General features: G+C 74.0%; 19 protein-coding genes. 15 read left to right on the top strand and 4 right to left on the bottom strand.

The window, feature by feature from the left end:
- Positions 1-318 precede the first annotated feature (318 nt).
- The 3 genes from ACIBIW_RS15610 (at position 319) to ACIBIW_RS15600 (ending at position 2,504) form a co-directional block, all read left to right on the top strand.
- Positions 319-852, top strand: a complete 534-nt coding sequence (locus ACIBIW_RS15610) for an SAV_6107 family HEPN domain-containing protein (RefSeq protein WP_399336206.1) — start codon at positions 319-321, stop codon at positions 850-852.
- 158 nt (positions 853-1,010) lie between these two features.
- Positions 1,011-1,781, top strand: coding sequence for a class I SAM-dependent methyltransferase (locus ACIBIW_RS15605; protein WP_399336204.1), 771 nt, complete (start codon positions 1,011-1,013; stop codon positions 1,779-1,781).
- Positions 1,782-2,102: 321 nt separating this feature from the next.
- Entirely contained in the window at positions 2,103-2,504 is a 402-nt protein-coding gene (locus tag ACIBIW_RS15600; RefSeq protein WP_399336202.1) for a DUF3040 domain-containing protein, read from the top strand.
- A 356-nt stretch (positions 2,505-2,860) separates the two neighbouring features.
- Here ACIBIW_RS15600 and ACIBIW_RS15595 read toward each other — a convergent pair whose 3' ends face one another.
- From ACIBIW_RS15595 to ACIBIW_RS15580, 4 genes are all read right to left on the bottom strand, one after another.
- Positions 2,861-5,266 carry a DUF3488 and DUF4129 domain-containing transglutaminase family protein gene (locus ACIBIW_RS15595; RefSeq protein ID WP_399336200.1) on the bottom strand — a complete coding sequence of 802 codons (2,406 nt, stop codon included), beginning with the start codon at positions 5,264-5,266 and terminating at the stop codon, positions 2,861-2,863.
- A 10-nt stretch (positions 5,267-5,276) separates the two neighbouring features.
- On the bottom strand, positions 5,277-6,653 hold the full coding sequence (locus tag ACIBIW_RS15590; RefSeq protein WP_399336198.1) for a DUF58 domain-containing protein: 1,377 nt from the start codon (positions 6,651-6,653) through the stop codon (positions 5,277-5,279).
- The gene (locus tag ACIBIW_RS15585) at positions 6,653-7,699 is read right to left on the bottom strand and encodes an AAA family ATPase (RefSeq protein WP_399336196.1); all 1,047 of its coding nucleotides are present in this window, start codon (positions 7,697-7,699) and stop codon (positions 6,653-6,655) included. Before ACIBIW_RS15585 ends, ACIBIW_RS15590 begins: the two co-directional genes overlap by 1 nt.
- A 252-nt stretch (positions 7,700-7,951) precedes the next feature.
- Positions 7,952-8,500 (bottom strand): beta-class carbonic anhydrase, encoded by a 549-nt coding sequence (locus ACIBIW_RS15580; RefSeq protein ID WP_399336193.1) that lies wholly within the window; start codon positions 8,498-8,500, stop codon positions 7,952-7,954.
- Between the two features lie 493 nt (positions 8,501-8,993).
- Here ACIBIW_RS15580 and rsmH point away from each other — a divergent pair, with 493 nt between their 5' ends.
- The 12 genes from rsmH to pgeF all read left to right on the top strand — a co-directional run bounded on the left by rsmH (position 8,994) and on the right by pgeF (position 24,306).
- Entirely contained in the window at positions 8,994-10,037 is a 1,044-nt protein-coding gene (gene rsmH, locus ACIBIW_RS15575; RefSeq protein ID WP_399336191.1) for a 16S rRNA (cytosine(1402)-N(4))-methyltransferase RsmH, read from the top strand.
- A 169-nt stretch (positions 10,038-10,206) separates the two neighbouring features.
- The gene (locus tag ACIBIW_RS15570) at positions 10,207-10,734 is read left to right on the top strand and encodes a hypothetical protein (protein ID WP_399336189.1); all 528 of its coding nucleotides are present in this window, start codon (positions 10,207-10,209) and stop codon (positions 10,732-10,734) included.
- Positions 10,731-12,695 (top strand): peptidoglycan D,D-transpeptidase FtsI family protein, encoded by a 1,965-nt coding sequence (locus ACIBIW_RS15565; RefSeq protein ID WP_399336187.1) that lies wholly within the window; start codon positions 10,731-10,733, stop codon positions 12,693-12,695. The genes ACIBIW_RS15570 and ACIBIW_RS15565 overlap by 4 nt, the downstream gene beginning before the upstream one ends.
- 98 nt (positions 12,696-12,793) lie before the next feature.
- Positions 12,794-14,554, top strand: coding sequence for a UDP-N-acetylmuramoyl-L-alanyl-D-glutamate--2,6-diaminopimelate ligase (locus ACIBIW_RS15560; protein WP_399336185.1), 1,761 nt, complete (start codon positions 12,794-12,796; stop codon positions 14,552-14,554).
- A 3-nt stretch (positions 14,555-14,557) separates the two neighbouring features.
- Entirely contained in the window at positions 14,558-15,985 is a 1,428-nt protein-coding gene (murF, locus tag ACIBIW_RS15555; RefSeq protein ID WP_399336183.1) for a UDP-N-acetylmuramoyl-tripeptide--D-alanyl-D-alanine ligase, read from the top strand.
- Entirely contained in the window at positions 15,982-17,055 is a 1,074-nt protein-coding gene (gene mraY, locus ACIBIW_RS15550; RefSeq protein WP_399336181.1) for a phospho-N-acetylmuramoyl-pentapeptide-transferase, read from the top strand. The genes murF and mraY overlap by 4 nt, the downstream gene beginning before the upstream one ends.
- Positions 17,037-18,485, top strand: a complete 1,449-nt coding sequence (gene murD / locus ACIBIW_RS15545; RefSeq protein ID WP_399336179.1) for a UDP-N-acetylmuramoyl-L-alanine--D-glutamate ligase — start codon at positions 17,037-17,039, stop codon at positions 18,483-18,485. The genes mraY and murD overlap by 19 nt, the downstream gene beginning before the upstream one ends.
- Before the next feature lie 125 nt (positions 18,486-18,610).
- Entirely contained in the window at positions 18,611-19,978 is a 1,368-nt protein-coding gene (gene ftsW, locus ACIBIW_RS15540) for a putative lipid II flippase FtsW (RefSeq protein ID WP_399336177.1), read from the top strand.
- 6 nt (positions 19,979-19,984) lie between these two features.
- Positions 19,985-21,079 (top strand): undecaprenyldiphospho-muramoylpentapeptide beta-N-acetylglucosaminyltransferase, encoded by a 1,095-nt coding sequence (gene murG / locus ACIBIW_RS15535; RefSeq protein ID WP_399336175.1) that lies wholly within the window; start codon positions 19,985-19,987, stop codon positions 21,077-21,079.
- A 147-nt stretch (positions 21,080-21,226) separates the two neighbouring features.
- Positions 21,227-22,036, top strand: a complete 810-nt coding sequence (locus ACIBIW_RS15530; protein WP_399336173.1) for a cell division protein FtsQ/DivIB — start codon at positions 21,227-21,229, stop codon at positions 22,034-22,036.
- A 288-nt stretch (positions 22,037-22,324) separates the two neighbouring features.
- Complete coding sequence (gene ftsZ / locus ACIBIW_RS15525) at positions 22,325-23,548, top strand: cell division protein FtsZ (RefSeq protein WP_399336172.1); 1,224 nt, start codon at positions 22,325-22,327, stop codon at positions 23,546-23,548.
- A complete protein-coding gene (gene pgeF / locus ACIBIW_RS15520) occupies positions 23,548-24,306 on the top strand; it encodes a peptidoglycan editing factor PgeF (protein WP_399336714.1) in 759 nt (252 codons plus the stop codon). The genes ftsZ and pgeF overlap by 1 nt, the downstream gene beginning before the upstream one ends.

Here is a 24,306-nt window from a genome sequence, read left to right as displayed (position 1 = left end):
GCCGGGACGCCGAAGCGCCGGGCCCCGCACGGGGAGTGAGGCTCCGGCACGGCGACGGGGGACGTCGGGGGACACGGGGGAGCACCGTGCCGGACCTTTCACCTTCCCACGCGCCCCTCCTCCGCTCATGCGCCTCTCTCCGGCTCTTCCGTTCACGCCCTCGCGCGCCCTTCCCGCCTCCCGCCCCGGCCTCGCCCGGCCCCGGTTTCGAACAAAGGATCGGGGCGAAAGGCCAGGTCAGAACCGATTGTCAGTGGTGTGCCCCACGATGGGTACATACGGCCACGGTGCCGTCACACAGACGACAGGAGGTTCGTCATGGCTCGTTCTTCCACCGCCGCGTCATGGCGCCGCGCCACCGGCCCTGCCCCGTCCGAGACCGGCCCCGCCGGTGACATCCACCCGGTGCTGCGCCGCGCCGGGGCCCCGCCCGCCGCGCTCGAACTGCTCGCCCAGGCCCGCGCGGGCCTCGACGAGGCCGCAGCGCTCCCCACCGCCAACGAGCGCTACGCCACCGCCCACCTCGCCGCCCTGCGCACCGCGGCGGCCGTCCTCGCCGCCCGCGGCCGCCCGGAGCCGCCCACCAGGCGCCGCCCCAGAATCCGCAGCGCCTGGGAGGTGCTGCCCGAGATAGCGCCGGAACTGGCCGAGTGGAGCGCCCTGTTCGCCTCGGGCGCCGCCCGCAGGGCCCGCGCCGAGGCAGGCATCAGGGGCGCCGCGAGCCCCCGCGACGCCGACGACCTCCTGCGCGACGTGGCCATGTTCCTGCGCCTCGTCGAGCGGATGCTCGTGCTCCAGCCCGTACTGCCCCAGCCGAGACAGCGGGAGGACGGCATGCCCGACGCCGGATGAGCCACGCGGCGTGCGCCGGGGGCGCCGTGGCCGGGGCCGCCGCAGGGAGGCAATAGGGTGGTGGCGCCCGACGCCCCCGGCCGGACAGCGCGGCAGGGGAGCGCCACGCTCATCGCTCCGCCCACTCCCAGGCGGTGCCGCGCCGAGGAGTCACCGCAGTGCCGGAACCGATGCGCCCCCGCGCAGCCCTCCGTACCGCCGTGGTCTGGGACGTCCTCCAGGACGCCCTCGACCGCCGTGCGAGGGCCGCGGAGGGCGGGCCGCTCGACGTGCTCGACACCGGCGGCGGCAGCGGCAACTTCGCCGTGCCCGTCGCCCGCCTCGGCCACCGCGTCACCGTCGTCGACCCCAGCCCCAACGCGCTCTTCGCGCTGGAGCGGCGCGCCGCTGAGGCGGGCGTCGCTGACCGGGTGCGCGGCGTCCAGGGCGACGCGCACGGCCTCTTCGACGTCGCCGAGCGCGGCGGCTACGACGCCGTGCTGTGCCACGGCGTCCTTGAGCACATGGACGACCCCGCCGAGGGCCTGCGCAACGTGGTCGGCGCGCTGCGCTCGGAGGGCGTCCTCAGCCTGCTCGCCGCCGGGGCGGGCGGCGCCGTGCTCGCCCGCGCCCTCGCGGGCCGCTTCACCGAGGCCCACCGCGCCCTCACCAGCACCGAGGGCCGCTGGGGCGAGGGCGACCCGACGCCCCGCAGGTTCACCCCCGAGCAGCTCACCGCGCTGGCCGCGGAGGCGGGCGTGCGGGTCGGCGCCGTCCACGGGGTACGGGTCTTCGCCGACCTGGTGCCCGGCGTCCTCGTCGACACCGAGCCGGGTGCCGCCGAGGCACTGCTGAGGCTGGAGGCCGCGGCCGCCGCCCTGCCCGCCTTTCACTCCGTCGCCACCCAGCTCCACGTGCTCGGCGAACGCGAAGTGACAGCGGAGGTTTGAGCGCCCGCTGTGACGGGTCACGGACCGCCCCGGGTCCCGGCCCGGACGCACTGTCCGTGACGCCGCCCTGATCAGCGCAGCAGCCGCACATGGAGTACGCCACAGGGCCCCCGATCGGGCGTTCGGCGCCGTATGATCGAGGCAGACCGTTCGGCATGAGGGGCCGAGCGTCGGGGAATGCGTGCCTGTGGGCCGTGCCCCTTTCCGGACGGTCCGGATGGTGAATTGGCGTAGAGGGGCGGGTTTCACGGGGGCGATTCCCTGCCTATCCTGAAGGGAACCCCCCGGTCGCCCCGGCGACTGCACGATGAGGAGGACTCCGTGCCGCTCTCGGAGCACGAGCAGCGAATGCTCGAGCAGATGGAGCGAGCGCTGTACGCCGAAGATCCCAAGTTCGCGACAGCGCTTGAGGGAAGCGGGCTGCGTAAGTACACCCGGCGGCGGGTGTACCAGGCGGTCGTGGGCTTCCTCGTGGGTATCGCGCTCCTCATGGCTGGAATGGTCGCCCAGCAGATCTGGGTCAGCGTGGTGGGTTTCCTCGTCATGCTGGGCTGTGCCGTCCTCGCCGTGACCGGCTGGCGCAAGGCGCCCAAGCCGGGTGAGCAGCCGCAGCAGGGTGCGCCAGGCAGCCGTACGGCCCGCCGCCAGGGCCGTGGACGCCGTTCGATGATGGACCGTATCGAGGAGCGGTGGCAGCGCCGCCAGGACGAGCGGGGCCAGTAGGCCACCGGCTCTCCACAGGACACCACCGGTTCTCGTTCCGCAGAAGCCGGCAGAGGGGCACCCCGGGTGCCCCTCTTTTTTTGCCTGCGGCGACGAGAGAGCACGGGCGCCGGGACGGCGCGGGGGAGAGGGGCGCCGGGGCGCCGGGCGCCCCCGTCCCCGGCACGGCGCCAAGCGCCGCCTTCCGACGCGGCCACGCCCTGCCCACCGCCGCCTTCCGACGCCCTTGCGCCCGCGTCCCGCCGCCTTCCCCCGCGGCTACGCCCGGCGCCCGCCCCCGTCCCCACAGGCGCCGGGCACCGGGCGCCGCCCTCAGGGCCGTCACGCCCTGCCCACCGCCGCCCTCCGGCTGCCGCTTACGCCCTGCGGACCCGCAGCCGTCCCCACAGTCGTCGGCCCTGGTCCGCCCACCGGCCCCTGACGACGAGCCAGCGGTCCATCAGGGCCCATGTCACCCGAACGGCGGAACGCGGTGCGAACAATGCCCGCAACCGTGCCGCCCGGCCCGCCGCTGCCCCCAGCGCGGCGGCCACCCGCCGGGCGTCGTCCCCGACGCCGGGCGCCGCCACCGGCGCGGGCGCGTACAGCACCTGCTCCACCGCGCCCGCCGCCCGGTGCACCGACTCGGCGCCCTCGCCGTCGAGGCCCGCCGCCCTGACGATGCGGGCCGCCGCGCTCCTCGGGGTCTGGGACTCGTCCGGCGCGATCCCGTAGTCCCACGCGGTGTCCGTGATCTCCGCCCAGGCCGCGAGCGTGCGCGCCGCCGCGTCCACCGGGGTGCGCCCGGGCGAGCCCAGCCGACGGGCCCGCAGCCGCATCCGCCACAGCATCGGCAGCAGCGGAAGCAGCAGCACGGCGAGGGCGCCCAGCGTCACACCGAGGATCAGCCCGATCGGGGTGCCGCCGTCCCCGCCGCCCGCGATCTGCGGCACCGCCGACTCGCAGCCGCCGAGCTTCTTCGTTTCCACGGAACAGCTCTCCGAGGCCGACGGCGACACCGACGGCTCGTCAGACGTCTCCTGCGACGGCTGGGTGGGGTCGTCGGTGCCCGTGCTCGGGGTCTGGTCGAGCGTGTAGTCGGGCGCGGTGCCCCGGGTCGGGGTCGGCTCGAACCTCGTCCAGCCCACGCCCTCGAAGTACAGCTCGGGCCACGCGTGCGCGTCCTTGAGCCCCACCGACATGGTGCCGTCCGCCTGCGGGGTGCCCGGCGTGAAGCCGACCGCGACCCGCGCCGGTATGTCAAGGGTGCGGGCCATCGCGGCCATGGTGAAGGCGAAGTGGACGCAGAAGCCCTCCTTCTCCTTCAGGAACCGGGCGATGGCCTCGGAGCCGCTGCCCGCCTGCACCTGGGTGTTGTAGGTGAAACCGCCGTCGACCGCGAACCAGTCCTGGAGCTTCACCGCGCGCTCGTAGTCGTTGGCGGCGCCCCTGGTGACCTTGAGGGCGTCCTCGTGCACCACGGAGGGCAGCGAGTGCGGCACCTCCGTGAACTCCTTGCGCACGTCCGGCGGCGGCTCCGAGGCGTCGGCGAGCTGCTGCGCCGTCGGCCGCACCAGCAGGCTCTCCACGTCGTAGTCGGCGCCGCGCGTGGTCTGCCCGTGGTCGCCGACCAGGGTGCGGCCGACCGGCTCGTAGCGCCAGTTCCCCGAGACCCTGACCCGGCTCGCCGGATACGGCATCGGCAGCCAGTCCTGCGCGTACCAGTCGGCCGTGGAGATCCGGGTGCGCACCGGGCTCACCTCGACGTCGGAGCTGAGCCCCGGCGGGCTGGGGAAGCTGCCGGGCACGTCCTGGATATGCCGCACCGACGGCTTCCACGAGGTGCCGTCGAACTCGTCCAGGGACACGATCCGCAGATACTGGTTCTGGGTGTCGTCCGTGTTCGTGCGGTACGACATCACCTGCCGGTCCTCCGGCTGGTTCAGGCTGTTCTGCAACGAGACCAGCGGGTTCACCGCCGAGATCGTGCCCCCGCCGCCGGGCCCGCGCGAACTGCCCGTGCCCGCCCCGTCGAGCAGGCCGCCGTCGAGCGCGGGCAGCGCCAGCGGCACCACGAGGGCGATGCCGAGCGCCACCACCCCTATCCTGCGCCCCGCCCGCAGCGGCGCCACCGGGCGGCCGCGGCCGCCGAGCCCCGGCGGCTCCGCGGCCGCCGAGGGCCGCGGCGGGCCGCCGAAGACCCGGCCCCACTGGGTGAGCCGGTCCCGGCCCTCCGCCAGCAGCAACAGCAGATAACCGGCCGCCGCGAGCAGGAACCACAGCCAGTCGGTGCCGCCGTCCGCGAGGCCCGCCGCCACCGAGTACAGCGCGAGCAGCGGCAGCCCCGCGGGCGCCGCGCTACGGAAGGTCACCGCGAGCGCGTCCACCGCCAGCCCCACCACCAGCACCCCGCCGACCAGCAGCAGCCGGATGCCGTCGGTCATCGGCGCCGGGATAGCGAACTGGCTCACATCGTCCGTGCCGGTGCGGAACAACAGCCCGAACTGGTCGAACACCCCCGGGCTCGGCAGGAACCCGGCCACCGCCTGCTCCCGCGCGAAGAGAAACGTGAGCAGCAGCAGCGCCACCAGCGCCTGGACCGCCACCGTGGCCGCACGCGCCAGCGGCACCCGCCGCGCGAGCGCCCCCACCGCCGCCTGGATCGCCAGCAGCACCCCCGCCTCAAGCAGCCAGCGGTCCGTGTCCACCAGCGGCAGCAGCGCGCACGCCGCAAGCAGCGTCGCCGCGGTGGCCGCAAGCGCCACCCGTGCCCTCCCGCTCATGCCCCACCCCTCATGCCCAGCCCCCACTCGTCCCCGCCGGGCCGCCGGGGCCCGCGGCCGCGCGCTCCCGGTCCGCCTGCCGCCACAGCTCGGGAAGGCCCGCGCCCGGCGGCACCGCCAGCGCCGTCCAGCCCGCCTCCCGCAGCAGCCGCAGCCGCTCCTCGCAGGCCGCGGACGGCCGCCCGTCGCCCGTCGACCACATCCCGGTGTCCAGCACGAAGGCCACCGCGGCGCCGCTGCGCCTGCGCATCCTGGCCACCATGTCCGCCTGCTCCTCGTCGAGGTCCCCGAGGAAGGCCACGAGCAGCCCCTCGGTGCCCCCGCGCAGCACCTCGTACGCGCGCGAGAGGTGCGCCCCGTCCGAGTGGTCGATGACCGCGAGCGTGTCCATCATCAGCCCCGCCGCGTCCGCCGACTCCTGGCTCGAACCGGCGAAGCCGTCCGAGCCCTCGCCCGGCACACAGCCCCCGGTGTCCGTCAGCAGCCGCACCGAGAAGCCGCGCTCCAGCATGTGCGCGAGCGCCGAGGCCGCCGCCGCGACCGCCCACTCGAACGCCGAGTCGGGCCCGCCGCCCACGAAAGCGCCGCCCCTGGTGTCGAGCAGCACCGTGCACCGGGAGCGCCGCGGCTGCTCCTCGCGGCGCACCATCAGCTCCCCGTAGCGCGCCGTGGAGCGCCAGTGCACCCGGCGCAGGTCGTCCCCGTAGCGGTAGCCGCGCGGGATCACGTCGTCCTCGCCGGCCAGCGCGAGCGAGCGCTGCCGGCCCTCGCCGTACCCCTTGGTGTCGCCGCTCAGGCGCACCGCGGGCAGCGGCTGCACCCGGGGGATGACCGTCAGGGTGTCGTACGAGGAGAACGAGCGGGTCAGCTCGCACATCCCGAACGGGTCGGTCAGCCGTAGCTGGAGCGGGCCGAGCGGATAGCGCCCCCGCAGGTCGGAGCGGACCCGGTAGGACACCTCGCGGCGGCCGCCCGACTCCACCCGGTCGAGGACGAAGCGCGGGCGCGGCCCGAGCACGTAGGGCACCTGGTCCTGGAGCATCAGCAGACCGGTGGGCAGCCGCGAGACGTTGTCGATCCGCAGGTGCACCCGGGCCTCCGAGCCCGCGGGCACCCGCGCGGGCGACAACTGCCTGCTGCCCGCGACCCGGTAGCGGGTGCGGTACAGCACCGCGGCGCAGACCAGCGGCAGCACCGCGAGCAGCAGCCCCACCCGCAGCAGGTCGCCCTGCCCGAGCACATACGCGCACACCACCGCGGCGAGGCCCGCCGCGAGGAAGGAGCGGCCGCGGGTGGTGAGCCCGGCGAGCGCCGTGCGCACCCCGCCCCCGCGGCCCTCGGGGCCCGGCGGCGCCCCGGGGCCCGGGTCGCCCCCGGCGGTCGTCATCACTGCTCCCGGGCGCCGGGCCGGCCGTAGGAGCCGCCGCCCGCGGGGCCCGCGGCCGGATAGCCGTTGTGCTGCGCCTGGGGGGCGGCCGGTACGCGGGTGTGCTGGAGGATCTCCAGCACCACCTGCTCCGCTGTGCGCCTGTTCAACTGGGCCTGGGCGGTCGGCAGCAGCCGGTGCGCCAGCACCGCCACCGCGAGCGCCTGCACGTCGTCGGGGAGCGCGTACTCGCGCCCGGACAGGGCCGCCGACGCCTTGGCCGCGCGCAGCAGGTGCAGTGTCGCGCGCGGCGACGCGCCGAGCCTGAGGTCGGGGTGCGAGCGGGTCGCCGCGACCAGGTCGACCGCGTATCTGCGCACCGCCTCCGCCACGTGCACGGTGCGCACCGCCTCGACCAGCTTCACGATGTCGTGCGCGTGGGCCACCGGCTGGAGGTCGTCGAGCGGGGAGCGCCCGCCGTGCACGTCCAGCATCTGCAACTCGGCCTCGGGCGTCGGATAGCCGATCGAGACCCGGGCCATGAACCGGTCGCGCTGCGCCTCGGGCAGCGGGTAGGTGCCCTCCATCTCGACCGGGTTCTGCGTGGCCACCACCATGAACGGGCTCGGCAGCTCGTAGCTGTTGCCGTCGATGGTGACCTGGCGCTCCTCCATGGACTCCAGGAGCGCCGACTGCGTCTTCGGCGAGGCGCGGTTGATCTCGTCGCCGATCACGATCTGGGCGAAGATCGCGCCCGGCTTGAACTCGAAGTCCTGGTGCTGCTGGTCCCAGATCGACACCCCCGTGATGTCGGAGGGCAGCAGGTCAGGGGTGAACTGGATGCGGCGCACCGAGCAGTCCACGGAGCGCGCGAGCGCCTTCGCCAGCATGGTCTTGCCGACCCCGGGCACGTCCTCGATCAGCAGGTGTCCCTCGGCGAGGAGCACGGTCAGCGAGAGCCGTACGACCTCCGGCTTGCCCTCGATCACGGCCTCGACCGTCTTGCGCACGCGCTCGGCAGTACTGGTCAGATCCGCGAGGCTCGCTCGATCGTCATAGGTCGTCACCCGGCCCTCCTCGGCCCATTCCCGCGCTCCGCGAAGCACGGGCATCCCCAATGTCGGGCCGGTGCATTCCTGAGTCCGGCCCACCCCGAAACACGGACGCCGCACACGAAAAGTTCCTGGCGGTGCCACATGAGCATTCTTCTTGCCGTCACGGTTCGTGTCACTCGCCTGTGGACAACTCTCGGCGATATGTCCCTGCGGGCCGTCCGTGGGCGACCCCGGCCGCGAACGGGCCGGTCGGCGCGGTGCGCGTCAGCTCGGCTCGACCTCCTCCAGGGCCCCGGTGTGCACGTCGAAGACGAAGCCGCGTACGTCGTCGGTGTGGGCGAGGTAGGGGGAGGTGTGCACCCGCCGTATGGACTGGCGCACGTCCTGGCGCACGTCGCGGAACGCCTCCACGGCCCACGGCGGGCGCTGTCCGACCTCCAGTTCGAGTTCGTGCCTGAAGTCCTCGGTGATGTTCTCCATGCCGCACCCGGTGTGGTGCACCAGGACGATGCTGCGGGTGCCGAGCGCGCGCTGGCTGATGGCGAGGGAGCGGATGACGTCGTCGGTGACGACGCCGCCCGCGTTGCGGATGGTGTGGCAGTCGCCGAGGCGCAGGCCGAGCGCGGCGTGCAGGTCGATACGCGCGTCCATGCAGGCGACGACCGCCACCTGGAGCACGGGCCTGGCGTCCATCCCGGGGTCGGCGAAGCCGGTCGCGTAGCGCCGGTTCGCGTCGACGAGGCGATCGGTCACGGTGCCCAGGGCGACGGGCTCTTCGGCGGAGTGCCCCTGCGGGGCCGCGGAGGTCGACATGGATACGACGGTAACCGTCGGAAGGGGTCCCGGAGGCCCTGAGCGCGGCGACCGGGCGAACAAATGACCGCGGGCGGGCTCGAATGTGTCGTAGACCACACGGGTGGGGGCGCTGGGCCGTACGGGTGGCCGGGGTCGCGGCGCGGCTCTTCCAAGGGGCGGGGGCGACGCGCAGGGCGGTTGATTGACCGGGCGACACCGTCGACTAAAGTGGCGCGAAGTGGGAGGCCGAGGCGCTCCCCGCTCCAATCCCGTGCGGATTCCGCGCAGTTCCCCAACAGTGTTCGGATTTCCGTACGGGTGTTCGTATGACATGGGTGCCGGGGATGCCGCGTCCCCCACACCCGCAGCACTCCCCGCGCGCGGTGCACACACGGCTCGGCCCCTCCCGCTCCCGGTCGGCCGACGCCGCCTTCCCGGCGCCGGCGGGCCCTCCCGACCCGAGCGGCCTGGGCCCCGCGGTGCGGGCGCCCGCCAGGACCTGAGAGGGCCGATGGAAGGGCGCAAGACGCATCCGCAGCGAGACGACCAGGCCGCAGAGGGCGGCGCCCGGCACGTCCCCGTGATGCTGCGCCGCTGTCTCGACCTGCTCGCCCCCGCCCTGGAGCGTCCGGGCGCCGTCGTCGTCGACTGCACGCTCGGCATGGGCGGGCACAGCGAGGCCCTGCTGCGGGCCTTCCCCGCCGCCCGGCTGATCGCCCTGGACCGCGACCGTGACGCCCTGCGGCTCGCCGGGGAGCGCCTCGCGCCGTACGGGGAGCGGGCCACCCTGGTGCACGCCGTCTACGACGAACTCCCCGACGTGCTCGACCGGCTCGGCGCCCCGCTGGTCCAGGGCGTGCTCTTCGACCTCGGCGTCTCCTCGCTCCAGCTCGACGAGGCGGACCGGGGCTTCGCCTACGCCCAGGACGCCCCCCTCGACATGCGCATGGACCAGACCACGGGCACCGCCGCCGCCGAGGTCCTCAACACCTACCCGCCGGGCGAACTCGTCCGCGTGCTGCGCGCGTACGGCGAGGAGCAGCAGGCCAGGCGGATCGTCTCCGCCATCGTGCGCGAGCGCGCGAAGGAACCGTTCACCACCAGCGCCCGCCTCGTCGAGGTCATCCGCGGCGCGCTCCCGCAGGCCGTCAAGCGCACCGGCGGCAACCCCGCCAAGCGCACCTTCCAGGCCCTGCGCATCGAGGTCAACGGCGAACTCGCGGTACTGGAGCGTGCCCTGCCCGCCGCCGTCGACGCCCTCGCGGTGGACGGCAGGATCGCCGTGCTCGCCTACCACTCCCTGGAGGACCGGCTGGTCAAGCGCGTACTGGCGGCGGGGGCCGCCAACACCGCGCCCCCGGGCCTCCCGGTCGTCCCCGAGCAGTACCAGCCCCGCCTGCAACTCCTCACCCGTGGCGCCGAACTGCCCACCGAGGAGGAGATCGCCGCCAACCGCAGGGCGGCCCCCGCCCGGCTGCGTGCCGCCCGCCGCGTCAGGGGCCCCGCGAACGGCGCTGCCGCCGTCGGCGGCGTGGGCGGGAGGGGCGCCGTATGACGCCGCGGACGGCCGCCGCACGGGGCGCGTACCCGGCCGCCGCGCCCGGGAACGGCCCGCGGTGCCCCCGGCGTCCCCGTACGTACCGGGACCCGCGCCGCGGCGCGCGGGCGCCGGGCCAGGGCGGCGCGGGACACGGCGGGACGCGCGGACGTACCGGAGGAGGGACATGGTGAGCGGACCCCGGCTGAGGGGACGGGCGGCAAGGCTGGCGGCGCTGCTGCCCGCCGGGCCGAGCAGGGCGGCCAGGACGCCCTTCGTGCTGCTGGTCGTCGCGCTGCTCGCGGGCGGCCTGATCTCGCTGCTCGTGCTGAACTCCTCGCTCAACGAGGGCTCGTTCCAGCTCGACGATCTGAAGAAGCAGGCCACGGACCTCTCCGACGAGGAGCAGCAGCTCCGGCACGACGTCAACGGCTACTCCGCGCCCGACGCCCTCAGGCGCAGGGCGGGCGACCTCGGCATGGTCCCCGGCGGCAGCCCGGCGTTCCTCGGCCCCGACGGCACCGTGCGCGGCGTGCCGAGCGCCGCCCCGGCCGCGCCGCACACCCCGGGCCCCGCCACCTCGCCGTCGTCCGCGGACACGGTCCAGCGGGACGCCGCCGTACGGCCGTCGGGCTCGCCCACGCCGACCGCGACCCCCGGCACCCCCGCAGGCACCCCGTCGGCGCCCGCCAGTCACCCGGGCGGCACCCCATGACCGACAGGCAGCCCCCGCGCCGCCGGGTGCCGGGCCCCGCGGGCCCCCGGCAGTCAGGACGCCCCGCGCCGCGCCGCCCGGGACCCGGCGCCCGCCCCGTGCGCCGCGCCGGGGCCGCGGGCGGCTCCCGGCGCCCCAAGGGGCCCCGCACGCTGCGCCTCGGCAGCCCCAGGCCACGGCTGCGGATGGTCGGCCTCGGCCTCGCCCTGGTGATGACGGTCTTCGCGGTACGGCTGCTCCAGGTGCAGGCCGTCGACGCCGGGACCTACACCGCCAAGGCCGAGCAGAACCGGGTGCTCACCCAGGACCTCACCGCCGAGCGCGGCGCCCTCACCGACAGGTCGGGGGTGGACCTCGCCGTCAGCGTCGACGCGTACGACATCACGGCCGACCCCACCATGTTCACCGCCAAGGCCACCAAGATCCACGACGCCCCCGCGCAGGCGGCGCAGCTCCTCGCGCCCATCCTCGGCGTGGACGCCGACACCCTCACCGCGCGGCTGAAGACCCCGGGCACCCGCTACGTGGTCCTGGCGCGCGCCCAGACGCCGCAGGTGTGGAACCAGATCCAGGACCTCAAGGCCACCCTCGCCGACAAGGCCGAGCACGACCCCAAGTCCCCGAACCTGCTCGCCGGCGTCTTCGAGCAGGCGGGCACCAAGCGCGTCTACCCCGGCGGCGACCTCGCGGCCGGCACCCTCGGCTGGGTCGACGCGGGCGGCAAGGGCGCGGGCGGCCTCGAACTGAAGCTCGACAAGAAGCTGGCGGGCAAGGACGGCAAGGTCACCTACGCCCAGTCGGGCGGCCGCAGGGTGCCCACCGCCGGGGGCAGCGAGAAGCCTGCGGTCCCCGGCTCCACCGTCGAGCTGACCCTCGACCGTGACATCCAGTGGGCCGCCCAGAGCGCCATCGCCGACCTCGTCAAGAAGTCCAAGGCGGACCGCGGTTACGTCATCGTCCAGGACACCAGGACCGGCGAGCTGCTGGCCATGGCCGACGCCCCCGGCTTCGACCCGAACGACCTCGCCCACGCCGCCTCGGGCAGCCTCGGCAACCCCGCCGTCGAGGACGCCTTCGAGCCAGGCTCCACCGCCAAGGTCATGACCATGTCCGCCGTGCTGGAGGAGAACGCCGCCACCCCGGCCACCCACGTCGTGGTGCCCAACAGGCTCGCCCGCGGCGACCGGCTCTTCCAGGACGACATCGACCACCCCACCTGGCACCTCACGCTCAACGGGGTCCTCGCCAAGTCCAGCAACATCGGCACGATCCTCGCCTCCCAGCAGCTCGGCAAGACCCAGGGCGAGGCCAACCGGGTGCTCTCCTCGTACCTGCGCAAGTTCGGCATCGGCAAGCCGAGCGGCCTCGGCCTGCCGGGCGAGACCGCCGGCATCCTGGCGCCCGCCGACAAGTGGTCGACGTCCCAGCAGTTCACCATCCCCTTCGGCCAGGGCGTCTCCCTCAACGCCGTCCAGGCCGCCTCCGTCTACTCGACCATCGCCAACGGCGGCGTACGCGTCGACCCGACCCTGGTGCGCGGCAGCACGGGCGAGGACGGCCACTTCACCGCCGCGGCAGCGCCCGGCAAGACCCGGGTGGTCAGCGCCAGGACCGCCGGCACCGTCTCGCGCATGCTGGAGTCCGTCGTCGACGACGACGAGGGCACCGGCACCAGCGCCCGCATCCCCGGCTACCAGGTCGCGGGAAAGACGGGGACCGCCAACCGGGTGGACCCCAAGACCGGCAGGTACAACGGCTACACCTCGTCGTTCGCCGGATTCGCCCCCGCCGACAAGCCCCGGGTGACCGTCTACTGCGCACTCCAGAACGCCACCAAGGGCGGCTACTTCGGCGGCGAGACCTGCGGCCCCGTATTCAAGCAGGTCATGGAGTTCGCCCTCAAGACGCTCCGGGTGCCGCCCACCGGAGCGCCCCCGGCCAAGCTGCCCGTCACCTACTGAGAACCCCGGCCCCGGGGCCGCCGCCCCCCGGTCTCCACCCCTTTCGCGATCCCGCCGTCCGGAGCCAGAACCGACGCACACGGAACCAGGAACCGCCCGTGACCATGATCACTCCGAGCCCCGGAAACCCGCCGGAGCCCCGCGCCAGCACCCAGGGCCCGCACGATCACGCACCGCCCGCCACCGCCGCCCCGGACGCCGCCGCTTTTGGCTCCGGGCCGGGTGAGCCGGGTACGCTCACCGCCGTGCCACAAGCCGAACAGTCCAAAACCACCCAAAAAGACGCGCCCGTGACCTATCCGGGACCGCCACGCCCCGAGCAGGTGCGTGCCACGCCCCTCGCCGTCCTCGCGGACCAGGCCGGGGTGCGCGCCGCCGCGCGGGCCGAGGTCACCGGCATCACCCACGACTCGCGCGCGGTCCGGCCTGGTGATGTGTACGCGGCACTGCCCGGCGCCCGCTTCCACGGCGCCGACTTCGCGGCGCAGGCGTCCGACCTCGGCGCCGCCGCGATCCTCACCGACCCGGCGGGCACCGAGCGCGCCGAGGCCACCGGGCTCCCGGTGCTCACGGTCGACGACCCGCGCGCCCGCATGGGCGAACTGGCCGCCACCGTCTACGGGCACCCGGGGCGCGACCTCCTCCAGATCGGCATCACCGGGACCTCGGGCAAGACCACCACCGCCTACCTCGTCCAGGGCGGCCTGGCCGCGACCGGCGCGCTGCCCGGGCTCATCGGCACCGTCGAGACCCGGATCGGCGAGGAGCGCCTGAAGTCCGAGCGCACCACCCCCGAGGCCACCGACCTCCAGGCGCTGTTCGCGGTGATGCGCGAGCGCGGCGTCGCCTCCGTCGCCATGGAGGTCTCCAGCCACGCCCTGGTGCTCGGCCGGGTCGACGGCTGCGTCTTCGACGTCGCCGTCTTCACCAACCTCAGCCCCGAGCACATGGAGTTCCACCACGGCATGGAGGACTACTTCCAGGCCAAGGCGCAGCTCTTCACCAAGCAGCGCTCCCGCGCCGGGGTCGTCAACATCGACGACGAGTACGGCCGCCGCCTGGTCGACGAGTCCGAGGTGCCCGTCACCACGTACTCCGCCGAGGGCCACCCGGACGCCGACTGGCGCGCCGAGGACGTCGTCGTGGGGCCGCTCCACTCCACGTTCACCGCCGTCGGGCCCGACGGCGAGCGGGTACGCGCCACCTCGCCGCTGGCAGGACCCTTCAACGTCGCGAACACCCTCGCGGCCGTCGCCGCCCTCGCCGTCGCGGGCCTCGACCCGCAGACGGCCGCCGAAGGCGTCGCCGCGGTGCCCGGCGTCCCCGGCCGTCTCGAACGCGTCGACGAGGGCCAGGACTTCCTCGCGGTCGTCGACTACGCCCACAAGACCGACGCCGTCGAGTCCGTGCTGCGTGCCCTGCGCAAGGTCACCGAGGGCCGGCTGCACATCGTCCTCGGCTGCGGCGGCGACCGCGACCGCACCAAGCGAGGGCCCATGGGCGCCGCCGCCGTGCGGCTGTCCGACACCGCCGTCCTCACCTCGGACAACCCGCGCTCCGAGGACCCGCTCGCGATCCTCGCCACCATGCTCGCGGGCGCCGCCGAGGTGCCCGCCCACGAGCGCGGCGACGTCGCCGTGTTCGAGGACCGCGCCGCCGCCATCCGCGCCGCCGTGGCCCGCGCCCGCGCCGGGGACACCGTGATCGTCGCGGGCAAGGGCCACGAGCAGGGCCAGGACATCGCCGGGGTCATCAGGCCCTTCGACGACCGCGACGTCCTGCGCGAGGCCCTCAGGAGCGCCGCGGCGGACCCGACGGCCCCCGCAGTCCACACCACCGCCCAGCAGACCCGGGGATGAACCGTGATCGCCCTCTCCCTCGCCGAGATCGCCACCGCAGTCGGCGGGCAGACTTACGACATACCGGACCCGTCCGTCCAGGTCACGGGGTCCGTCGTCATCGACTCCAGACAGGTGGAGCCCGGCGGCCTCTTCGCCGCCTTCGCCGGGGAGCGCGCCGACGGCCATGACTACGCCGCGCGCGCCGTGGCGGACGGCGCCGCGGCCGTCCTCGCCACCCGGCCCGTCGGCGTGCCCGCCATCGTCGTGGACGACGTCCAGACCGCGCTCGGCGCCCTCGCCAGGACGGTCGTGGAACGCCTCGGCGCCACCCTCGTCGCGCTCACCGGGTCGGCGGGCAAGACGAGCACCAAGGACCTCATCGCGCAGGTACTCGGCGCCCGCGCGCCCACGGTCTTCACCCCGGGCTCGCTCAACAACGAGATCGGGCTGCCCCTCACCGCCCTGCGGGCCACCTCCGAGACCCGCTACCTCGTCCTGGAGATGGGCGCGCGCGGCATCGGCCACATCCGCTACCTCACCGGACTCACCCCGCCCAGGGTGGGGGTGGTGCTCAACGTCGGCTCCGCGCACATCGGCGAGTTCGGCGGCAAGGACCAGATCGCCCTCGCCAAGGGCGAGCTGGTGGAGGCGCTCCCGGCGGACGGTGTCGCGGTGCTCAACGCGGACGACCCCCTGGTGCGCGCCATGGCCGCTCGCACACGCGCGCGCGTCGTCCTCTTCGGAGAGGCCGACGAAGCGGACGTACGCGCAGAGAACGTCCGCCTCACCGGCACGGGACAGCCCGCGTTCCGCCTCCGCACACCCTCCGGGTGCAGCGACGTGACGCTGCGCCTGTACGGTGAGCACCACGTGTCGAACGCGCTCGCGGCGGCCGCCGTCGCCCATGAGTTGGGCATGCCCGTGGAGGAGATCGCCCGTGCGCTCAGCGCCGCGGGAGCACTCTCCCGCTGGCGGATGGAGGTCACCGAGCGCCCGGACGGTGTGACGGTGGTCAACGACGCCTACAACGCCAACCCCGAGTCCATGCGAGCGGCCCTGCGCGCCCTCGCGGCCATGGGCGAAGCCGCACGGGCACGGGGGGGCCGTACGTGGGCGGTGCTCGGTGCAATGGCCGAGCTCGGGGACGAAGCTCTCGCCGAGCACGACGCGGTCGGACGGCTGACCGTCCGGCTCAACGTGAGCAAGCTCGTCGCGGTCGGGGACAAGGAAGCGGCCTGGCTGCGCATGGGCGCCTACAACGAGGGTTCGTGGGGTGAGGAGTCGGTGCACGTGTCCGACGCACAGGCGGCGGTCGACCTGTTGCGCAGCGAGCTGCGTCCGGGAGACGTCGTGCTTGTGAAGGCGTCCAGGTCGGTGGGCCTGGAGCGGGTAGCCATGGCCCTGCTCGGCGGCCTGGCCGCGGGCGAGGGTGAGGTCGCCGCCCGATGATGAACCAGATCCTGTTCGCGGGCGTCATCGGCCTCTTCCTGACGCTCGTGGGCACCCCGCTGCTGATCAAGCTGCTGGCCCGCAGGGGCTACGGCCAGTACATCCGCGACGACGGGCCGCGCGAGCACCACAGCAAGCGCGGCACGCCCACCATGGGCGGCATCGCGTTCATCCTCGCGACGATCGTGGCGTACTTCCTCAGCAAGGTGATCACCGGCAAGCCGCCGTCGTTCTCCGGGGTGCTGGTGCTCGGCCTGATGACCGGCATGGGCCTGGTCGGCTTCCTCGACGACTACATCAAGATCGTCAAGCGCCGCTCGCTCGGCCTGCGGGCCAAGGCGAAGATGGCGGGCCAGCTCATCGTGGGCATCGGATTCGCCGTCCTCGCCCTCCAGTTCGCCGACAGCAGGGGCAACACCCCCGCGTCCACCCGGCTGTCGTTCACCAACGACTTCGGCTGGACCATCGGCCCGGTGATCTTCGTGGTGTGGGCGCTGTTCATGATCCTCGCCATGTCCAACGGCGTGAACCTGACGGACGGCCTCGACGGCCTCGCCACCGGCGCCTCCGTGATGGTCTTCGGCGCGTACACCTTCATCGGCGTCTGGCAGTTCCAGGAGTCCTGCGCCAACGCCGACACCCTCACCAAACCGGCCGCCTGTTTCGAGGTGCGCGATCCGCTCGACCTCGCCGTGGTGGCCGCCGCGCTGATGGGCGCCTGCTTCGGCTTCCTGTGGTGGAACACCTCGCCCGCCAAGATCTTCATGGGGGACACCGGCTCGCTCGCGCTCGGCGGCGCCCTCGCGGGCCTCGCCATCGGCTCCCGCACCGAGCTGCTGCTCGCCCTGCTCGGCGGCCTCTTCGTGCTGATCACCATGTCGGTGGTCATCCAGGTCGGCTCCTTCAGGATGACCGGGCGACGGGTCTTCAGAATGGCGCCGCTACAACACCACTTCGAACTCAAAGGCTGGTCCGAGGTCCTGGTCGTGGTCCGCTTCTGGATCATCCAGGGCATGTGCGTCATCGTCGGACTCGGCCTCTTCTACGCGGGATGGGCAGCCGACAAGTGAGCAACGGGCCGCAGTGGGCGGGACGCCGGATCACCGTCGCGGGCCTCGGCGTGAGCGGCGCGAGCGCCGCCCGCGCCCTGGCCGGCCTCGGGGCCGACGTCACCGTGGTCGACGGGGGCACGGGCGACGCCCTGGAGGAGCGCGCCAGGGGCCTGGAGAAGGACGGCGTACGGGTGCGCCTCGGGGACGGCGCGAGCCTGCCCCCCGGCACCTCCCTCGTCGTCACCTCGCCCGGCTGGAAGCCATCGTCGCCGCTGTTCACGGCGGCCGCGGAGGCCGGGGTCGACGTCGTCGGCGACGTCGAGATCGCCTGGCGGCTGCGCGGTCCCGGCGCCGCCCCCTGGCTCGCCGTCACCGGCACCAACGGCAAGACCACCACCACCCGCATGCTCGCCGCCGTCCTGACGGCGGCGGGCCTGCGGACCACCGCGGTCGGCAACATCGGCACCCCCATCGTGGACGTCGTACTCGGCGGGGGCGACGGCGCGCCCGCCGGGGGCCCGCACGACGTGCTCGCCGTCGAGCTGTCCAGCTACCAGCTCCACTGGGCGCCCTCGCCGCGCGTCCACTCGGCGGCCGTGCTCAACCTCGCGCCCGACCACCTCGACTGGCACGGCTCCATGGCGGCGTACGCGGCCGACAAGGGCCGTGTCTACGAGGGCAACCAGGTCGCCTGCGTCTACAACGCCCAGGACCCGGCCACCGAGGACCTGGTGCGCGCCGCCGACGTCGCGGAGGGCTGCCGCGCCGTCGGCTTCACCCTCGCCGCCCCCGCGCCGGGACAACTCGGCGTGGTCGACGGCATCCTGGTGGACCGCGCCTTCGTCGACGACCCCGCGCGCACCGCCCAGGAGCTGGCCGAGGTCCGCGACGTCGACCCCCCGGCCCCGCACAACATCGCCAACGCGCTCGCCGCCGCCGCGCTCGCCCGCGCCTATGGCGTGCCGCCCGCCGCGGTACGGGACGGGCTGCGGGCGTTCCGCCCCGACGCGCACCGCATGCAGCACGTCGCCGACGCCGCGGGCGTCGCCTACGTCGACGACTCCAAGGCCACCAACACCCACGCCGCCCAGGCGTCGTTGGCCGCCTACGACGGTGTCGTCTGGATCGCGGGCGGCCTCGCCAAGGGCGCCACCTTCGACGCACTCGTCGCGGGCGCCGCGCCCCGGCTGCGCGGGGTGGTCCTGATGGGCGCCGACCGCGGCCTGATCCGCGAAGCCCTGGCGCGACACGCGCCCGATGTCCCGGTCGTCGACCTCGAACGGACCGACACTGGGGCGATGGCCGAGGCGGTACGGCGGGCGGCCGCGCTCGCCCGCCGGGGCGACACGGTGCTGATGGCGCCGGCCTGTGCGTCGATGGACATGTTCACCAACTACAACGCACGGGGGGACGCGTTCGCCCGTGCCGTGCGCGAACTGGTCGGCTGACACCGTGTCCCCGGCCGCGCCGGCCCGTCGTTGGGAGGACGCCTTGGAGTTCGTCGCGTGGCCCGGGCCCGTCCGGACACGGCGCTCACGCGCCCGCCGCGCGCCCGCGCGTTCCGGAGCGCTCGATGCCGCCGGGTAGCGGACGCGCCCCCGTCAGGGGAGCGCGGCGTCCCCCCGCGCGCCCGCAGGTCAGGCAGGGCGTCCCCGGGCCCCGGGTCTCGCCGCTCGGCAGGCTCGTCGCCCGCGCGCGCCACCAGTGGGACCGGCCCCTGACGGCGTACTACGTCATCGTCGGGAGCTGTCTGCTGATCACGGTGCTCGGACTCGTGATGGTCTACTCGGCCTCCATGATCCGGGCCCTCCAGCTCGCGCTGCCCGGCTCTTACTTCTTCCGCAAGCAGTTCCTCGCCGCCGTCATCGGGGGCGTCCTGATGCTCTGCGCCGCCCGGATGCCGGTCAAGCTGCACCGGGCGCTCGCCTACCCGCTGCTCGCGGGCTCCGTCTTCCTGATGGTGCTGGTGCAGGTCCCCGGCATAGGGATGGCGGTCAACGGCAACCAGAACTGGATCTCGGTCGGCGGCCCCTTCCAGCTCCAGCCCAGCGAGTTCGGCAAGCTCGCCCTGGTGCTGTGGGGCTCCGACCTGCTCGCCCGCAAACAGGACAAGAATCTGCTGGCCCAGTGGAAGCACATGCTGGTGCCGCTGGTCCCGGTCACCTTCATGCTGCTCGGGCTCATCATGCTCGGCGGCGACATGGGCACCGCGATCATCCTCGCGGCCATCCTCTTCGGGCTGCTCTGGCTCGCCGGGGCCCCCACCAGGCTCTTCGCCGGGGTGCTCGGGGCGGCCGGGCTGCTCGGGCTCATCCTCATCGAGACCAGCGCCAACCGCATGGCACGCCTCGCCTGCATCGGCGCCACCTCGCCTGGCCCCGGCGGGAGCTGCTGGCAGGCCGTGCACGGCATCTACGCGCTCGCCTCCGGGGGCTTCTTCGGCTCGGGGCTCGGGGCGAGCGTGGAGAAATGGGGACAACTGCCCGAGGCGCACACCGACTTCATCTTCGCCGTCACAGGGGAGGAACTGGGGCTCGCGGGGACGCTGTCCGTGCTCACCCTCTTCGCGGCTCTAGGCTATGCGGGTATCCGCGTGGCCGGACGCACGGAGGAGCCCTTCGTAAGGTTTGCCGCGGGAGGCGTGACCACCTGGATCACGGCCCAGGCCGTGATCAACATCGGCGCTGTGCTCGGCCTGCTGCCGATCGCCGGGGTCCCGCTCCCGCTGTTCTCCTACGGGGGCTCCGCCCTGCTGCCGACCATGTTCGCCATCGGGCTGCTGATCGCCTTCGCACGCGACGAGCCCGCTGCGCGGGCGGCGCTCGCGGCCAGAGGGCCGTTCTTCGGCAGAAGACGGGCGAAGGTCCGGGGGGCCGCGGGGCCCCGCAGATGGAACACGATGCGACGGCGCGTGCCCACGCGTTCGTCCGGAGAGCGGTGAATTTCGGTGCATGTCGTACTCGCCGGCGGGGGGACCGCCGGACACATCGAGCCCGCGCTCGCCCTCGCCGACGCCCTGCGCAGGCAGGACCCGACGGTGGGCGTCACGGCCCTCGGCACGGAACGCGGCCTGGAGACCCGACTCGTACCGGAGCGCGGCTACGAACTCGCACTGATCCCCGCCGTGCCCCTGCCGCGCAAGCCCACCCCTGAGCTGATCACCGTGCCGGGGCGGCTGCGCGGCACGATCAAGGCGGCGGAGCAGGTACTCGAACGCACCAAGGCCGACGCGGTCGTCGGTTTCGGCGGCTATGTGGCGCTGCCCGGCTACCTCGCCGCCAAGCGCCGCGGCGTGCCGATCGTGATCCACGAGGCGAACGCCCGGCCGGGCCTCGCCAACAAGATCGGCTCCCGGTACGCGGCCCAGGTCGCGGTCTCCACCCCGGACAGCAAGCTGCGCGGCGCCCGCTACATCGGCATCCCGCTGCGCCGCTCCATCGCCACCCTTGACCGGGCGGCCGTGCGCCCCGAGGGCCGCGCCGCCTTCGGGCTCGACCCCAACCTGCCGACGCTGCTGGTCTCCGGGGGCTCGCAGGGCGCGCGCCGGCTCAACGAAGTGATCCAGCAGGCCGCCCCCGCGCTGCAACGCGCCGGAATCCAGATCCTGCACGCGGTCGGCCCCAAGAACGAGCTGCCGCAGATCGACAACATGCCCGGCATGCCCCCGTATGTCCCGGTACCGTATGTGAACCGGATGGACCTCGCGTACGCCGCGGCCGACATGATGCTCTGCCGCGCGGGCGCGATGACCGTGGCCGAGCTGTCCGCGGTGGGCCTCCCGGCCGCCTACGTGCCACTGCCCATCGGCAACGGCGAACAGCGGCTCAACGCGCAACCGCTGGTCAAGGCGGGCGGCGGACTCCTCGTCGACGACGCGGAGCTGACGGTGGAGTGGGTCAAGGGGCAGGTGCTGCCGGTGCTCGCCAACCCGCACCGGCTGTACGAGATGTCACGCGCCGCCTCCGAGTTCGGCCGCAGGGACGCCGACGAACTGCTGGCCGGCATGGTCCACGAGGCCATCGCCGCGCGCCGGGTTGCCTGACACACGCCCCGGCGGCGCGCCCCGCGCCCGGCGCACGCGCCCGCCGGACGCGGGGGAGGGGCGCCGCGCGGGCGCGCGGGGACCGAGCCGAGGACAGGGGCCCGCAACGGGAGCCCCCAGGGCAGGGAAGGCAGGGAAGCGGCGACCATGGCAGGACCGAGCACCGCCGAGCGCGCGGAGCGCCCGCGCCCCCGCCCCGGCGCGCCCCGCCCGCCGCGTGCCCCCCGGCTGCGCCTGTCCGCCCTCACCCCCCGCGCCCGCCGGATCATCGCGCTGGCGCTCGCGCTCGCCGTGGTCGGCGCGGGCGGTACCAGTTGGCTGCTGTACGGCTCGCCGTGGCTGAAGGTGCGTCATGTCAACGTCAGCGGCAACCACGCCCTCGACACGGGACGGCTCCGCGACGCGGCCGGGGTGGCGAACGGCACCGCGCTGGTCTCGGTCGACACCGCCGCCGTCGCCGCGCGGTTGCGCAAGGCGTTGCCGCGGATCGACTCGGTCCGGGTCTCGCGTTCTTGGCCGAATGCAATCGGTCTGAAAGTGACCGAACGCAGCGCCGTCCTTGTGATCGGAAAGGGCGGAAAATTTATCGAAGTCGACGCTACGGGGAAGCGATTCGCCACCGTCGGCTCGGCGCCGAAGGGCCTGCCCCGGCTTGTCCTCGGCTCCGCGGGGGCCGCCCCGAGCGCGGCGCGCTTCCCCGAGGCCCGGCTGCTGCGCGGCGCGGCCCGCGCGGTCGCCGCGCTCCCCGCCGCGGCCCGCCACGACACCCGTACGGTGAAAGTCCGTTCATACGACGACATCACCGTGGAGTTGACCCGGGGACGCACCGTCGCGTGGGGAAGTGGTGAAGACGGCGCGGCGAAGGGCAGGGCCCTGGCCGCTCTCATGAAAGCAGCTCCGAAGGCCGCACACTTCGACGTCAGCGCCCCCACCGCCCCTGCCACCGCTGCGAGTTGACGAGCGTCATCGCAGGCCAGCACCCTGGTTGAGGGTCCCCCAGGGTGATCACATAGGGTGAAAAGAAAAACGGGAGGTTCGGCGTGTTCGTTGAACGCGCGCCACTTGTCGACTTAGTGTCCTGTTCGGAAGGGTCAAGGAACACCGGAAAGAACAGACACTGGTAACCCTAAACTTCAGGGTTAGGGTTCGGGTCGGCGTTCGGAACCGTCCCATTCGGCATCAGCCGCCCGCAGCGCCGCACGGCGCGGCGGCGGCACGTAATCGAGGCGAGAGGCAGCCTTCGACGTGGCAGCACCGCAGAACTACCTCGCAGTCATCAAAGTCATCGGTGTCGGCGGCGGTGGTGTCAATGCCATCAACCGGATGATCGAGGTCGGTCTCAAGGGCGTCGAGTTCATCGCCATCAACACCGACGCGCAAGCCCTGTTGATGAGCGACGCCGACGTCAAACTCGACGTGGGCCGCGAACTGACCCGCGGCCTCGGCGCCGGGGCGAACCCGGCAGTCGGGCGCAAGGCCGCCGAGGATCACCGCGAGGAGATCGAGGAGGTCCTCAAGGGGGCCGACATGGTCTTCGTCACCGCGGGAGAGGGCGGCGGCACCGGCACGGGCGGCGCGCCCGTCGTGGCCAACATCGCCCGCTCGCTCGGCGCGCTCACCATCGGCGTCGTCACCCGGCCCTTCACCTTCGAGGGGCGCCGCAGGGCCAACCAGGCCGAGGACGGCATCGCGGAGCTGCGCGACGAGGTCGACACGCTCATCGTGATCCCCAACGACCGGCTGTTGTCCATCTCGGACCGCCAGGTCAGCGTTCTCGACGCCTTCAAGTCCGCGGACCAGGTCCTCCTGTCGGGCGTCCAGGGCATCACCGACCTCATCACCACCCCCGGGCTGATCAACCTCGACTTCGCCGACGTCAAGTCCGTGATGTCCGAGGCCGGTTCCGCCCTCATGGGCATCGGCTCGGCGCGCGGCGACGACCGCGCCGTCGCGGCGGCCGAGATGGCGATCTCCTCGCCCCTGCTCGAAGCCTCCATCGACGGCGCGCGCGGCGTGCTGCTGTCCATCTCCGGCGGCTCCGACCTCGGGCTCTTCGAGATCAACGAGGCCGCCCAACTGGTCAGCGAGGCCGCCCACCCGGAGGCCAACATCATCTTCGGCGCCGTCATCGACGATGCCCTCGGCGACGAGGTCAGGGTCACGGTCATCGCCGCCGGCTTCGACGGCGGCCAGCCCCCGTCCAAGCGCGACAGCGTCCTCGGCTCCTCCTCCAAGCGCGAGGAGGGCGCCGCCGCGTCCCGCCCGGCCGAGTCCCGCGAGTCGCGTTCGGGCTTCGGCTCCCTCGGCAGCGTCACCCAGCGCGAGGAGGCCACGGCCCCCGAGCCCGACGCCGAGCCCGCCCCCGCGGGCGAGCTTGCCCCGCCCACCACCGCCCCGCCGGTCCCGCCCTCCCGTAGCTACCAGGACAGCTCGGCCGAGGAACTGGACGTTCCGGACTTCCTGAAGTGATAGCCCGCGAACCCGCGGCCGCGGCGGAGCCCGCGGCACCCCGCAGCACGCGAAACGGCGCGCACTTCGCCTTCACCGACCGGTGGGGCGGGGTGAGCGCCGTTCCGTACGACCGGCTCAACCTCGGCGGCGCCGTGGGCGACAGCCCCGAGGCCGTGCGCGAGAACCGCCGTATCGCCGCCGCCGGGCTCGGGCTCGACCCCGCGGACGTCGTCTGGATGCGCCAGGTGCACGGCACCACCGCCCTCGTCGTCGACGCCCCCTGGGGCGAGCGGCCCGTGCCCGAGGCCGACGCGGTCGTCACCGCGCGCCGCGGCCTCCCGCTCGCCGTGCTCACCGCCGACTGCGTGCCGGTGCTCCTCGCCGACCCCGTCGCAGGGGTGGCCGCGGCGGCCCACGCGGGGCGGCCCGGCATGGCGGCGGGCGTGGTGCCCGAGGCGGTGGCCGCGATGGTCCGCCTCGGCGCGCGACCCGCGAGGATCGTCGCCCGTACCGGACCCGCCGTCTGCGGGCGCTGCTACGAGGTGCCGGGGGAACTGCGGGACGAGGTGGCCGCGGTGGAGCCCGCGGCGCACGCCGTCACCAGGTGGGGCACGCCGGCGCTCGACGTGGTGGCGGGGGTGCACGCCCAGCTCGAACGTCTCGGGGTGCGCGACCGCTCGGCCTCCGAGGTCTGCACCCGCGAGTCCGCCGACCACTTCTCCTACCGCCGCGAGGGCACCACGGGGCGCCTCGCGGGCTATGTCTGGCTGGACTGA

It is taken from the genome of Streptomyces sp. NPDC050560 (assembly GCF_044457285.1).
Lineage (GTDB): Bacteria > Actinomycetota > Actinomycetes > Streptomycetales > Streptomycetaceae > Streptomyces.
This window is presented reverse-complemented; position numbering and strand designations above follow the sequence as displayed.